The 11,812-nt window shown below is 74.0% G+C and carries 10 protein-coding genes; 5 read left to right on the top strand and 5 right to left on the bottom strand.

The genetic code is table 11. The features are described 5' to 3' along the window. Positions 1-29 precede the first annotated feature (29 nt). Complete coding sequence (locus KB893_RS12985) at positions 30-866, top strand: DUF6159 family protein (protein ID WP_211925986.1); 837 nt, start codon at positions 30-32, stop codon at positions 864-866. A 1-nt stretch (position 867) separates the two neighbouring features. Here KB893_RS12985 and KB893_RS12980 read toward each other — a convergent pair whose 3' ends face one another. Next, positions 868-1,536: a hypothetical protein gene (locus KB893_RS12980; protein ID WP_211925985.1), complete on the bottom strand. Its 669-nt coding sequence runs from the start codon at positions 1,534-1,536 to the stop codon at positions 868-870. A gap of 120 nt (positions 1,537-1,656) precedes the next feature. On the opposite strand from KB893_RS12980, the gene KB893_RS12975 reads away from it, so the two are divergent. Continuing rightward, on the top strand, positions 1,657-2,838 hold the full coding sequence (locus tag KB893_RS12975) for a class I SAM-dependent methyltransferase (protein WP_211925984.1): 1,182 nt from the start codon (positions 1,657-1,659) through the stop codon (positions 2,836-2,838). Then, positions 2,838-3,227, top strand: coding sequence for a VanZ family protein (locus KB893_RS12970; protein WP_211925983.1), 390 nt, complete (start codon positions 2,838-2,840; stop codon positions 3,225-3,227). Before KB893_RS12975 ends, KB893_RS12970 begins: the two co-directional genes overlap by 1 nt. A 1-nt stretch (position 3,228) precedes the next feature. Here the strand turns inward: KB893_RS12970 and KB893_RS12965 are convergent, their stop codons facing one another. The 4 genes from KB893_RS12965 to KB893_RS12950 form a co-directional block, all read right to left on the bottom strand. After that, a complete protein-coding gene (locus KB893_RS12965; protein WP_211925982.1) occupies positions 3,229-4,458 on the bottom strand; it encodes a multifunctional CCA addition/repair protein in 1,230 nt (409 codons plus the stop codon). 5 nt (positions 4,459-4,463) lie between these two features. Then, on the bottom strand, positions 4,464-4,850 hold the full coding sequence (locus KB893_RS12960) for a hypothetical protein (protein WP_211925981.1): 387 nt from the start codon (positions 4,848-4,850) through the stop codon (positions 4,464-4,466). A gap of 23 nt (positions 4,851-4,873) precedes the next feature. Then, complete coding sequence (locus KB893_RS12955; protein WP_211925980.1) at positions 4,874-5,830, bottom strand: complex I NDUFA9 subunit family protein; 957 nt, start codon at positions 5,828-5,830, stop codon at positions 4,874-4,876. 72 nt (positions 5,831-5,902) lie between these two features. After that, positions 5,903-7,876, bottom strand: a complete 1,974-nt coding sequence (locus tag KB893_RS12950) for a lytic transglycosylase domain-containing protein (protein ID WP_246505638.1) — start codon at positions 7,874-7,876, stop codon at positions 5,903-5,905. 60 nt (positions 7,877-7,936) lie between these two features. Between KB893_RS12950 and KB893_RS12945 the strand changes: the two genes are divergently transcribed. Both KB893_RS12945 and KB893_RS12940 read left to right on the top strand, forming a co-directional pair. Further along, complete coding sequence (locus KB893_RS12945) at positions 7,937-8,734, top strand: sulfite exporter TauE/SafE family protein (RefSeq protein ID WP_338026950.1); 798 nt, start codon at positions 7,937-7,939, stop codon at positions 8,732-8,734. 119 nt (positions 8,735-8,853) lie between these two features. After that, on the top strand, positions 8,854-11,778 hold the full coding sequence (locus KB893_RS12940) for a TonB-dependent receptor plug domain-containing protein (protein WP_211925977.1): 2,925 nt from the start codon (positions 8,854-8,856) through the stop codon (positions 11,776-11,778). Positions 11,779-11,812 lie beyond the last annotated feature (34 nt).

The raw sequence follows: 11,812 nt of genomic DNA, 5'->3' as shown, positions 1-11,812 counted from the left end.
GGGCGTCCGCCCGCACAGGGGAGATGGCGATGATGGGGAAGTTCTCGCGCAGCTGGGCGCTGGTGAAGGCCAGCGCCGGCGTACTCCGCTCCGACAAGGAGCTGCTGGTGTTTCCGCTGATCGCGGCCGGCGCCGCCGCGCTGGTCGCGCTGAGCTTCGCGCTGCCGGTGTTCGGGCTCGGCCTGCTGGACGGGGCGGGCAGGGGCGCCCCGCCGGCGCTGTACCTGCTGGCATTCGCCTTCTACCTGAGCCAGTACTTCGTGATGTTCTTCTTCAACTGCGCGCTGGTGGGCGCGGCGATGATCCGTCTCGACGGCGGCGATCCGACCGTGCGCGACGGCCTGGCCATCGCCTGGAGCAGGGTCGGCGCGATCCTGGGCTACGCCGCGGTGGCGGCGACCGTCGGCCTGCTGCTGCGTGCGCTGGAGGAACGTCTCGGGCTCGTCGGGCGCATCGTCACCGGCCTGCTCGGCGCGGCGTGGACGGTGGCGACCTTCCTCACGGTGCCGGTCCTGGTCGCGCGCGACCTCGGCCCGCTGGACGCGATCCGCGAGAGCACGCAGCTGCTGCGCCGCAGCTGGGGCGAGAACCTGATCGGCAACGGCGGGATCGGCCTCGCCTTCGGCCTGCTCACGGTCCTGGCCGGCATCGGCCTGATCGGCGGCGGCGTGGTCCTGATGGCGTCGGTGTCGACCGGCGCGGGCCTCGCGCTGATCGTCCTCGGCGTCCTGGCGACGGGCCTGCTCGCCCTGGTGCAGACCGCGCTGTCGGGCATCTATTCCGCCGCGCTGTACCGCTTCGCCACCGGTGCGGAAGGGGGCGCCTTCGACGAGGCCCTGCTCGCCGACGCCTTCCGCGGGCGCTGAGTCAGCCGCCCTGCCCGTCGGCGAGGGCCTCGCGCTCCTCGTCGCCGGCCTGGGCGAACAGCTCCATCGCGGTGCGCGCGACCTCGCGCGTGTCGTACCAGGCGTAGGTGCCGACGCCGACCGCGCCGAGCACCGGCATCCAGCGCGAGACGCCGCGGGTCAGCGCGCGCCGCGACAGGTGCACGCCGACGTGGCGCACCGCGCGCGTCAGCACCTCCTGGGTAGCGCCCTGGACGAGCCAGCGCTGCCCGGCGCGCACGGCGAAGTCGCGGAACGCCTGCGCCGCGGTGTGGCGGAACAGGCAGAACAGCATCTGCTCGCGACCCAGGCGCCAGTGCTGGCCGTAGGTCGCGGCGATGTCGGCGACCATCTGCGCCTGGATGGTCCAGATCGCGTAGAGCTCGGGCAGCACCGTCATCCAGCCCAGCGGGCCCGGCGGCAGCGCCAGCGAGCCGGCGACCACGCCGGCGCGGCGCGCGGCGGCGTCGGCGATCTCCTGCGCGCGCAGGTGCGGCGTCGGGCTGCGGTCCTCGTCGCTGCCGGGCGTGCGCCCGAGCAGGCCGCTGACCGCGTCGGTGATGCGGGTGGACAGGTCGCTCCCGCTGCGCAGGCGGCGGGCCTGGATCTCGATCGGCAGCCCGCGCAGGCGGCGGGTGGGCGGCTTGCTCATGGCGACGACTCTCGACGGGCGACGGTGAACCGCGGGCGAAGCCTGCGCGTGCGCTGCGCTGGAGGAGGCGGGGTCCCGCGGCGGCCGCTGCTATCCTGCCCGGTCCAGCGCGAGGATCCGATGACAGTCTCCCTGCCCGAACCCGATGCCGACCAGCGTGCGCACAGCGAGCGCCTGGCGGCGCTGATCCGCGCACAGATCGCCGAGGCCGGCGGCAGCATCCCGTTCTCGCGCTACATGGAGCTGGCGTTGTACGCGCCGGGGCTGGGCTACTACAGCGCCGGCTCCAGCAAGCTCGGCGCCGAGGGCGACTTCGTCACCGCACCGGAGCTGGGGCCGACCTTCGCCCGCTGCACCGCCAACGCGCTCGCGCCGGTGTTGCGGGAGATCGGGCCGCAGGCGCAGTTCGTCGAGCTGGGCGGCGGCACCGGCGCCTTCGCCTTCGACGCGCTGCTGCGCCTGGCCGAACTCGACGCCCTGCCCGCGCACTACGCGCTCCTGGAGCCGAGCGCCGACTTGCGCGAGCGCCAGCGCGCGCGTCTGGCCGAGCTGCCCGCCGGCATCGCCGCGCGCCTGCGCTGGCTGGATGCGCCGCCGCAGGCGCCGTGGCAGGGCGTGCTGTTCGCCAACGAGGTGCTCGACGCGCTGCCGACCACCCGCTTCGAGGTCCGCGGCGGCGAGGCCTGGGAGCAGCACGTGGTGGTCGACGCACACGGGCGCTTCGCGTTCGAGGCGCGGCCGGCCGACGCGCTGGTCGCCGGCGCGGTCGCGCACCTGCAGCGCCGGCTGGACGCGCCGCTACCCGAGGGCTACGCCTCGGAGACGCTGCCGCAGCTGCCGTACTGGATCCAGGCGGTGGCGGGCACGCTCGGGCGCGGCGCGATGCTGTTCGTCGACTACGGCTATCCGCGCCGCGAGTACTACCTGCCCGAGCGCGGCGACGGCACCCTGGTCTGCCATTACCGGCATCGTGCGCACGCCGATCCCTTCCACCTGCCCGGGCTGCAGGACCTGACCGCCTTCGTCGACTTCACCGCGCTGGTGGAGAGCGGCACCCACGCCGGCTTCGACTTCGCCGGCTACTGCTCGCAGGCCTCGTTCCTGATCGGCAACGGGCTGGCCGGCGAGCTGGCCGCGATCGAGCGCATCGAGGACGTGGTCCTGCGCCAGCGCCGGCTGCAGCAGGTCAAGCGCCTGACCCTGCCGGGCGAGATGGGCGAACGCTTCCAGGCCATGGGCTTCGTCCGCGAGGTCGACCTCGAGCACGCCTTCGCCGAGGGCGACCTGAGCCGCCGGCTCTGATGCGCGATTTCGCGCATCCGCGGCTGTGGCTGGCGGTCTGGATCGCGGGGCTGGCCGGCACCGTCGCCGTCTGCCTGCTGCCGGCGCCGTACATGGCGCAGACGCCCAGCGGCACCGACAAGGTCGTGCATGCGGCCGGCTACGCGCTGCTCGCGGTCTGGGCGGTCTGGCTGTTCGCGACCCGCCGGGCGCAGTGGCGCGCGGTGGCGGGACTCGTGGCGCTGGGCGTCGCGATCGAGATCCTGCAGGGCAGCCTGGTGCCGGAGACGCGGTCGATGGACGCACGCGACGTCGTGGCCAACACGCTCGGCGCCCTCGCCGGCGCCTGCGTGCGCTTCACTCCGCTGGCCGGCCTGCTGCAGCAGGTCGACCGCCTGCTGGCGCGCTGAGTCAGCAGGCGGCGTCGCGCGCGGCGGCGATCGCGGCGATGCGCGCGCGGCGGATGCGTTCGCCGACGGCGGGGCCGGCAAGGCCTTCGAGATCGAGATCGCGCGGCTTCACCGCCAGCGCCGCGGCGTGCAGGCGCCCGAGCAGGGCGCGCTGCGGGTAGTCGGCCTCGGCGTGGCCACCGCGGCCGCGCGCGTCGGCCTCGCAGACCAGGCCGAGCCAGGCGATGCGCTCCGGCTTGCGGAAGCCGTCGCAGCGGGCGATGAGGTCGTGCACGGTCGCCGCCTTGAGCTCGCGCAGGCGGTGCACGTTGAGGTGTTCGCGGCAGCAGACCTCGGCCAGCTGGCGATGTTCGCCCGGCACCTTCAGCCGCTCGCACAGCGCGGCCAGCGGCGCCAGCCCGGCGTGCTCGTGGCCGATGTGGCGCGGCAGCATCTCGGCGGGGGTGCGTGCCTTGCCGAGGTCGTGGGTCAGCGCGGCGAAGCCGATCCGCGCGTCTCCCGACGCCAGCCGTGCGGCCATGTCGCAGACCAGCTCCAGGTGCCGACCGCAGTCGACCTCCGGATGATGGTCGGCGCGCTGCGGCACGCCGTAGAGCGCATCCACCTCCGGCAGCACGCGCGCGAGCGCGCCGCAGGCGCGCAGGGTGGCGACGAAGGCCGACGGCTGCGGTTCGGCGAGCGCACGCACCAGCTCCTGCCAGACCCGCTCGGGCACGAGGTGGTCGGCCTCGCCGTCGTCGACCATGGCCCGCATCAGCGCCATCGTCTCCCCGGCGACGCGGAAGCCCAGCGGGGCGAAGCGCGCCATGAAGCGCGCCGCGCGCAGGATCCGCACCGGGTCCTCGGCGAAGGCCGGCGACACGTGGCGCAGCAGGCGGCGTTCGAGGTCGGCGGCACCGCCGTAGGGATCGACCAGCGCCCCGGCTTCGTCCTGCGCCATCGCGTTGATGGTGAAGTCGCGGCGGCGCAGGTCGTCCTCCAGCGTCACCGTGGGATCGGCATCGACCACGAAGCCGCGGTAACCGCGGCCGGACTTGCGCTCGGTGCGTGCGAGCGCGTGCTCCTCGTGCGTCTCCGGATGCAGGAACACCGGGAAGTCGCGACCGACCGGGCGGAAGCCCGCGGCCTCCATCTCCGCCTGGGTCGCGCCGACCACCACCCAGTCGCGGTCGCCGTGGCCGCGGCCGAGCAGCGCATCGCGGACCGCCCCGCCGACCAGATAGACGCGCATGCGCCTCAGTCGATGCAGAGGCTGGGGCCGGCCACGCCGTCGGTCACCCGCGTGTGGCAGCCGAACAGCTTGTCGCTGGCATGGCAGGTGCCGGCGGTCGGCGTGCCGTCCTCGACGCCCTCCGGAGCGATGCAGGCGGTCTCGCAGTCGCTGCCGTCGCGGCACATGCGGCCGGCGTCCGCGGTCGGCCGCGCGCAGCTCATGACCGCGAGGCGGCCGTGCTGCGCCCAGGTGCCGCCGTCGGCCAGGCAGGCGGCTTCGCTGTCGGCGCCGCCGGCAGCGGGGGCGGCGTCCGGCGACGGCTCGTCGCGCGCCTCCGGTGCGGAACAGGCGGCCAGGGCGAGCAGCAGCGATGCGCCCAGGGCGCGCAGGAGATCGTGGGAGCGGATCACATCGGGTCCTTATCGGGGGGGGATCAGCGGGTGCGGTAGCGTTGCAGCCGTTCGTTGCGGCTGTCGACGCCCTCGAACAGGCGCGGCAGCACCGCGTCGATCGGCGTGGCCTCGATGCCGAGGCGGTGCAGTCCGTCGACGCCGCCGACCGAGTCGATGGCCAGCGAGCGGAAGTTGTCGCGCGAGATCGGCTTGCCCGGCAGCCATTCGCCGACCTCGGCCTGCACCCGCCCGAGCGCGTCCGGCAGCGGCACGAGCAGCCGCCTCAATCCCAGCGTGCGCGCGGTGCGGCGCACGATCTCCGCCAGCGTGACCACCTCCGGCCCGTACAGCTCGTAGGTCTGGCGCCGCGTGCGCGGATCGCCCAGCGCGCGGCGGAAGGCCTCGACCACGTCGCCCACGTACACCGGCGCGAACTTGGCGTCGGCGCGCCCCAGCGGCAGCACCGGGGACGCCTGCAGCAGGCGCGCGAAGCGGCAGAACAGGCCGTCGCCGCGGCCGAACACCACCGACGGCTGGAACAGCGTCCACGCCAGCGGCGACGCCTTGACGATGGCCTCGGCCTCGCCGCGGCTGGCGAGGTAGTGGCTCTGCCTGCGACCGGCGTTGAGCGCGCTCATCTGCAGCAGGCGGCGCGCGCCGGCCTCGGCGCAGGCCTCGACCACCCGCCGCGTCAGCTCCACGTGCGCGCGGGAGAAGCCGCGGCCGGAATCGCGCTCGAGCGGGCCGCCGAACTCGTTCAGCACGCCCACCAGGTTGACCACCGCATCGGCACCGGCGAAGCGGCGCACCAGCGCCTGCGCGTCGTACACGTCGCAGCGCTGCAGCGACACGCCGGGTGGGATGTGGCGGTCGGGATGCGCCGCCGGGTTGCGGCTCAGCACGACCACGCCGTGGCCATCCGCGGCGAGGCGCGCGACCAGGTGGCGGCCGATGAATCCGGTGCCGCCGAGGATGACGATGCGCAGGGATCGGCTCATGCGGGTCGGCGCTCCTTTGCGTGGCGGCATGCTCGGCACCGCCGGGTTAAGCCGGCGAGACCGTCGCCGCGCTCAGCGCGCCTGCACCGCCGGGCAGGCGAAGGGCCGGGTGCGCGCGGTGGGCGCCATCGTCGAGCGCATGCGCTCGGTCACCGACACCGCACGCCCTTCCAGCCGCCAGTCGTAGATCACGCTGAAGGCCAGCACGCGGGCGACGTAGTCGCGGGTCTCGCGGTAGGTCATGGTCTCGATCCAGAAATCGGGATCGAATCCCGGCCGCTGCGCGTTCCAGCGCGCCACCGGACCGGGTCCGGCATTGTAGGCGGCGATGGCCATGTAGGGCAGGCCCTGCTTGTCGAGCTCGTAGCGCAGGTGGGCGGTGCCGAGGGTGAGGTTGGTGTCGGGATCGAACAGGCTCTGGCGCCCGCGCCAGGGCAGGCCGATCCGCCGCGCGGTGGCCTCGGCGGTGGACGGCAGCAGCTGCATCAGGCCGAGCGCGTCGGCGCCGGAGCGCGCGCGCGGCATCCATGCGCTTTCGGCACGGATGTCGGCGGCCACCAGCGCCGGGTCGAGCCCGTTGCGCCTGGCCTGTTCGCGCAGGGTGCGCTCGTGGTGCAGCGGGAAGCGCAGCGAGTACAGGCGCAGGGCGTCGGGATGCTCGCCCAGCGAGAACACCGCACGGTCGTACCAGTCCGCATCGCGCTGGGCCAGCTCGATGGCGACGAAGCGGCGGGCGTCGTCGAAGCGCGCCATCGCGCCGCGCCACTCGCGCGTCGCCCAGGCGGTGCGGTCCATGCGGTAAAGGGCCAGCGCGCGCTGCAGGCCCGGATCGTTCTCCACCTCGTGGACCAGGGCCACGGGCGCCTCGGGTTCCCACGGGCACAGCGCATAGGGGGCGTCGATGCGGTCGGCGGCGAGGAAGCCGTGGAAGGTCGACGCGGTGGCGGCCCAGGCATAGGCCTCGCGCGCTTCGGCGGCGCGACCGAGCCGCTCCAGCAGCCGCGCCTGGAAGTAGCGCCAGCGCGAGTCGTCGCGCTGCGCCTGCGGCATCGCCGCGATCGCGGCCAGCGCGGCGCGGTCGTCGCCGCGCGCCAGCGCCTCGCGCACGCGCCATTCGTACAGGCGCTCGTCGTAGGCCGCGGCCGGTACCCGCGCGAGGCGTTCGGCGGCGCCGGGGTGGTAGGACGCGACCGTCCACAACGCGATCTGGTACAGCGCCGGCGCCTGCTCGGGCTCGCTCATGCCCAGCGCGGCGGCGAGGCGGGCGAGGCGGGCCTCGGCCGCGTCCGGATCCTTGCGCGCCTGCAGCGCGAGCCCCTGCGCGGCGATGCGGCGGCTGCGTTCGCTGCGCGGCCAGCCGGCGGCGCGGTCGTGGGGCTCGGCGACGAAGGCCGCGTAGTCCTCGGCCAGTGCGCGGTCGGCGTCGGCGAGGCCGGCCGCGGCGGCCCGCATCACGCCGGGATTGCCGGCCTCGGCGGCGAGGTCGAGCCGCGCCCAGCGCAGCTCGGGGGTCAGGCGCCCCGCCGCGGCGGCGGTCGCGAACGGTCCGTCGCAGAGGTCGGGCATGGAGCGGCCGACCCGCCAGGCCGACTCGAGGTCGGCCCACCAGGCCGCGTCGAGGGTGCCGGTGGCCTGGCGGGCGACGAGGCTGGCACAGGCCAGGGTGTCGCTGGGGGCGGCGTCGGCGGGCGCCACGTAGAATGCCCGGAACGCGCTCCAGTCCCTGCGCCGGACCAGCTCGGCGACCCACGCATCGCGCAGCAGCTCGGCGACCGGCTCGCCCGGATGGCGCTCGAGGAAGGCGCCGATGCGCTCGGCCGTGGCGTGCCGCAGTTCGCGGCGCAGGGCGGCGTATTCGACCCAGCGATACAGCGGATGGTCGGCCAGCGACGCGGCGGTACGCACGTCGAGGGCGCCGCGCTCCGCCGCCTCGATGGCGGCGCGGACCTCGCCCTGGCGGGGGTCGACCGCGACGGCGGCCAGGGCGGTTCCGGAAAGGAGGAGAAGGATGCAGGCGACGAGGGCGGACAGGGGTCGGATCGGCATGCGCGGAGTCTATGCGATGGTCCGTCAGGCGTCGTTTCACGCCCCGGGAGGGACGCGACCGTGAGCGTCTGGGCGGCGCTGCCCGTGTTCCTCGTGCTCGGCCTGGCCGCGGGCGTCTTCGCCGGCCTGCTCGGCATCGGCGGCGGACTGGTGCTGGTCGCGGCGCTGGCCGCGCTGTTGCCGCACCTAGGGGTGCCGCCCGAGGCGGCCATGCACGCCGCGCTGGCGACCGCGCTGGCGACGGTGATGTTCACCGCGACCGCCTCGGCGCGTGCGCATCACCGGCGCGGCAGCGTGCTCTGGCCGGCGGTGCGGGTGCTGGTGCCGGGCATGGTCGCCGGCGGCATCGCCGGCAGCCTGATCGCCACCGCCGTGCCCGGCGAGGCGTTGCGCTGGTTCGTGGCCGGCTACTGCGTGCTGGCCGCGGCGCAGCTCACCTTCGGGCGGCAGAAGGTCGCCACCGGCGGCGACACCGTGCCGCGCGGGCCGCTGCTGTGGGTGGCCAGCGTGGTGATCGGCGCGGTCTCGGCGGTGGTCGGCATCGGCGGCGGCAGCATGACCGTGCCGCTGCTGGTCGGCCGCGGCGTCGCGCCGGTGCGCGCGGTGGGCACCTCCAGCGCCTGCGGCGTGTTCATCGGCATCAGCGCGGCTGCGGGCTATGCGCTCAACGGACCGGAGGGCGCGCTGCCGGCCGGCGGCATCGGCTACGTCTACCTGCCCGCGGCGGCCTGCATCGCCGCGGCCTCGGTGCTTGCGGCGCCCTGGGGCACGCGGCTGGCGCACCGCGTCAGCCCGCTGATGCTGCGCCGGATCTTCGCCGTGTTCCTGCTGCTGGTGGCGGTGTCGCTGGCGGTCTGAGCGGCGCGGCCGTCGGACCGGGCTTGCCGGCGCTTTACGTTTTCCTTACAACCGGCGCATTCCCACCGACGAACAGGGGCGGCGGCGGGTCCCCGTTGTCCACCAGCAGGGAATCGCGCATGACCACGTCCCGTTCCGGCCGGCCCGCGCCGGCTCCGCAGTCCGCTGTCGCCGTTCCGTCCCGTCTGCCGCAGGCCATCGGCCTGGCGGTGCTGTGCCTGGCCGCCCCGCACCAGGGCCGCGCGCAGGCCGCCGGCGACGATGCCACCCGCCTCGACCGCATCGAGGTCACCGGCACCCGCATCAAGCGCGCCGAGCTGGAGGACCAGGTCCCGGTACAGACGCTCAGCCGCGAGGACATCGAGCGCACCGGCCTGACCTCGATCAGCGACGTGGTGCAGCAGATCACCGCGTCCGGCTCGGCGCTCAACACCAGGTTCAACTCGTCGGGCAACTTCGGCTTCCCGCCCGACGGCAGCGGCGTCGGCGCCGGTTCGGCGACCGTGGACCTGCGCCACCTCGGCTCCAAGCGCGTGCTGGTGCTGGTCGACGGCCTGCGCTGGGTCAACGAGGCCTCGGCCTCCGGCGTCGGCGCGGCCACCGACCTCAACACCATCCCGCTGGCGATCGTCGAGCGCATCGACATCCTCGAGGACGGCGCGTCGTCCCTCTACGGCTCCGACGCGATCGCCGGCGTGGTCAACATCATCACCCGCAAGGAGTTCGACGGCGCGCGCGTCACCGTCGACTACGGCGAGTACGAGGAGGGCGACGGCGCGTCGAGGAAGGTCGACTTCGCCTGGGGCGGGCGCAGCGAGCGCGCGCGCTGGTTCCTCGGTGCGAGCTGGACCGACCAGGACGGGATCGGCGCCGGCAGCCGAGAACTCTCGCGCCTGCCGACGCCCGGCACTGGGCTGGCCTTCGGCAGCTCGGGCACGCCGGACGGGCGCTTCATCTTCGTTGACCCCAACACCGGCATCACCCAGGACATCACGCCCAACGCCGGCGACGGCGCGGGCCTTCCCGCCTACGACGGCAGCGACGCGTGCGCGCGCAGCGACGACTACCACTGCTTCGCCACGCCCGACCGCTTCAACTTCGCGCCCTACAACCTCCTGCTGACGCCGTCCGAGCGCAAGGGCCTGTTCGGCCAGTTCCGCTTCGACATCAGCCCGTCGACGACCTGGTACGCGAAGGCGCTCTACAACCGCCGCGAGTCCGCCAACCGCGCCGCGCCCGAGCCGATCTTCCTCGGCCCCGATGCCGGCACCGGCAATCCGCAGGCGGACAACATCTTCATTTCCGGCGCCAATCCCTACAACCCGTTCGGCTTCGACCTCGACTCGGCCTCCAACCTGATCCTCATCGGCCGGCGCCCGGTCGAGGGCGGGCCGCGGCTGTACGAGCAGGAGGTCGACACCTGGTACGTGGCCACCGGGCTCGAGGGCGCCTTCGACCTCGGCGACCGTGGCTGGTTCTGGGACCTGAACCTGGTGCGCAGCGAGAACGAGGCCGAGCAGGTCAACACCGGCAGCTACAACATCCGCCACATCGCCAACGCGCTGGGCGATCCGGCCGTCTGCGCGACCATCGCCGGCTGCGTGCCGCTGGACATCTTCGGCGGCGCCGGCTCCATCACCCCGGAGATGCTGGCCTACATCCAGCCGGTGGTCCGCGACCGCAGCGACAACACGCTGAGCCTGGCCTCGGCCAACGCCTCGGGCGACCTGTTCGACCTGCCGGCCGGGCCGCTGTCGATGGCCGCCGGCTACGAGTACCGCAAGTACGAGGGGAGCTACCAGCCCGACGCGCTCACCGTCGCCGGCGACTACAACGGCGTGCCCTCGCTGCCCACCTCGGGCGAGTACGACGTCAACGAAGTGTTCGCCGAGTTCAGCGTGCCGCTGCTGTCCGACTCCCCCTGGGCCGAGGCGCTCGACCTCAGCATCGCCGGGCGCTACTCCGACTACTCCACCTTCGGCGGCGAATTCACCCCGAAGTACGGCCTGCGCTGGCAGCTGGTCGACGAGTTCCTGATCCGCGCGACCTTCGCCGAGGGCTTCCGCGCGCCCTCGATCGGCGAACTCTACGGCTCGGCCAGCCGCTTCGACGCCACGCTCAGCGATCCCTGCTCGACCGGGCCCAACGGCGAACCGCCGCGCGGCGCGGCAGGCAACTGCGCCGCGCTCGGCGTGCCGGCCGGCTACCAGCAGCCCAACCCGCAGATCTCGGTCACCACCGGCGGCAACGAGGCGCTGGATCCGGAGACCTCCGACAGCTTCAGCGCCGGCTTCGTGTGGAGCCCGTCGTTCCTCGAGAACTCGGCGGTGGCCGAGCGGGTGGACCTGGAGGTGACCTTCTACAGGCACGAGGTCGAGGGCGCGATCCAGGCCATCGACGCACAGACCCAGCTCGACCTCTGCGTCGACACCCTCGATCCGACCTACTGCGACGGCATCACCCGCGCCTCCACCGGCGGCATCAACGGCTTCAACAACCGCCTCACCAACCTCGGCGTGATCAAGACCGACGGCTGGGACGCCGACCTCTTCTGGACCCTGCGCGAGACCGATGCCGGCCGGTTCGCGATCACCTGGCGCAACACCTGGGTCGGCCGCTACGAGGCGATCGGCGCCGACGGTGCGCTGCAGCCGCGCCAGGTCGGCGTGGAGGTGAACGACGGCGCGATCCCGCAGTGGACCTCCAACCTCGCCCTCGACTGGCGGCGCGGACCGTGGTCGGCGAGCTGGACCCTGCGCTTCATCGACGAGCTGGTGGAGGAGTGCGGCGACGCCACCGGCTTCGCGATCTGCAGCGATCCGGAGGAGGGCACCAACCGCCTGCCGAGCACCACCTACCACGACGCGCAGCTGGCCTACCGGCTGGACGTGCTCGACGGCCTCGAGCTGGCTGCCGGCGGCATCAACGTGTTCGGCAAGGAGCCGCCGGCCTGCCTGTCGTGCTCGCTCAACGGCTACGACCCCTCGACCTACGACATTCCGGGCGGGGCGTACTGGTACGTGCGTGCGGACCTGAGCTTCTGAGGCGCGGACGGGGCGGCCGCGCACGGCGGCCGCC

Source organism: Coralloluteibacterium stylophorae, from assembly GCF_018122625.2.
GTDB classification, from domain to species: Bacteria; Pseudomonadota; Gammaproteobacteria; order Xanthomonadales; family Xanthomonadaceae; genus Coralloluteibacterium; species Coralloluteibacterium stylophorae.
This window is presented reverse-complemented; position numbering and strand designations above follow the sequence as displayed.

Coding starts and splice junctions, on each gene's coding strand:
- KB893_RS12985 (WP_211925986.1), top strand. CDS start 30: ATGATGGGGAAGTTCTCGCGCAGCTGGGCGCTGGTGAAGGCCAGCGCC.
- KB893_RS12980 (WP_211925985.1), bottom strand. CDS start 1,536: ATGAGCAAGCCGCCCACCCGCCGCCTGCGCGGGCTGCCGATCGAGATC.
- KB893_RS12975 (WP_211925984.1), top strand. CDS start 1,657: ATGACAGTCTCCCTGCCCGAACCCGATGCCGACCAGCGTGCGCACAGC.
- KB893_RS12970 (WP_211925983.1), top strand. CDS start 2,838: ATGCGCGATTTCGCGCATCCGCGGCTGTGGCTGGCGGTCTGGATCGCG.
- KB893_RS12965 (WP_211925982.1), bottom strand. CDS start 4,458: ATGCGCGTCTATCTGGTCGGCGGGGCGGTCCGCGATGCGCTGCTCGGC.
- KB893_RS12955 (WP_211925980.1), bottom strand. CDS start 5,830: ATGAGCCGATCCCTGCGCATCGTCATCCTCGGCGGCACCGGATTCATC.
- KB893_RS12950 (WP_246505638.1), bottom strand. CDS start 7,876: ATGCCGATCCGACCCCTGTCCGCCCTCGTCGCCTGCATCCTTCTCCTC.
- KB893_RS12940 (WP_211925977.1), top strand. CDS start 8,854: ATGACCACGTCCCGTTCCGGCCGGCCCGCGCCGGCTCCGCAGTCCGCT.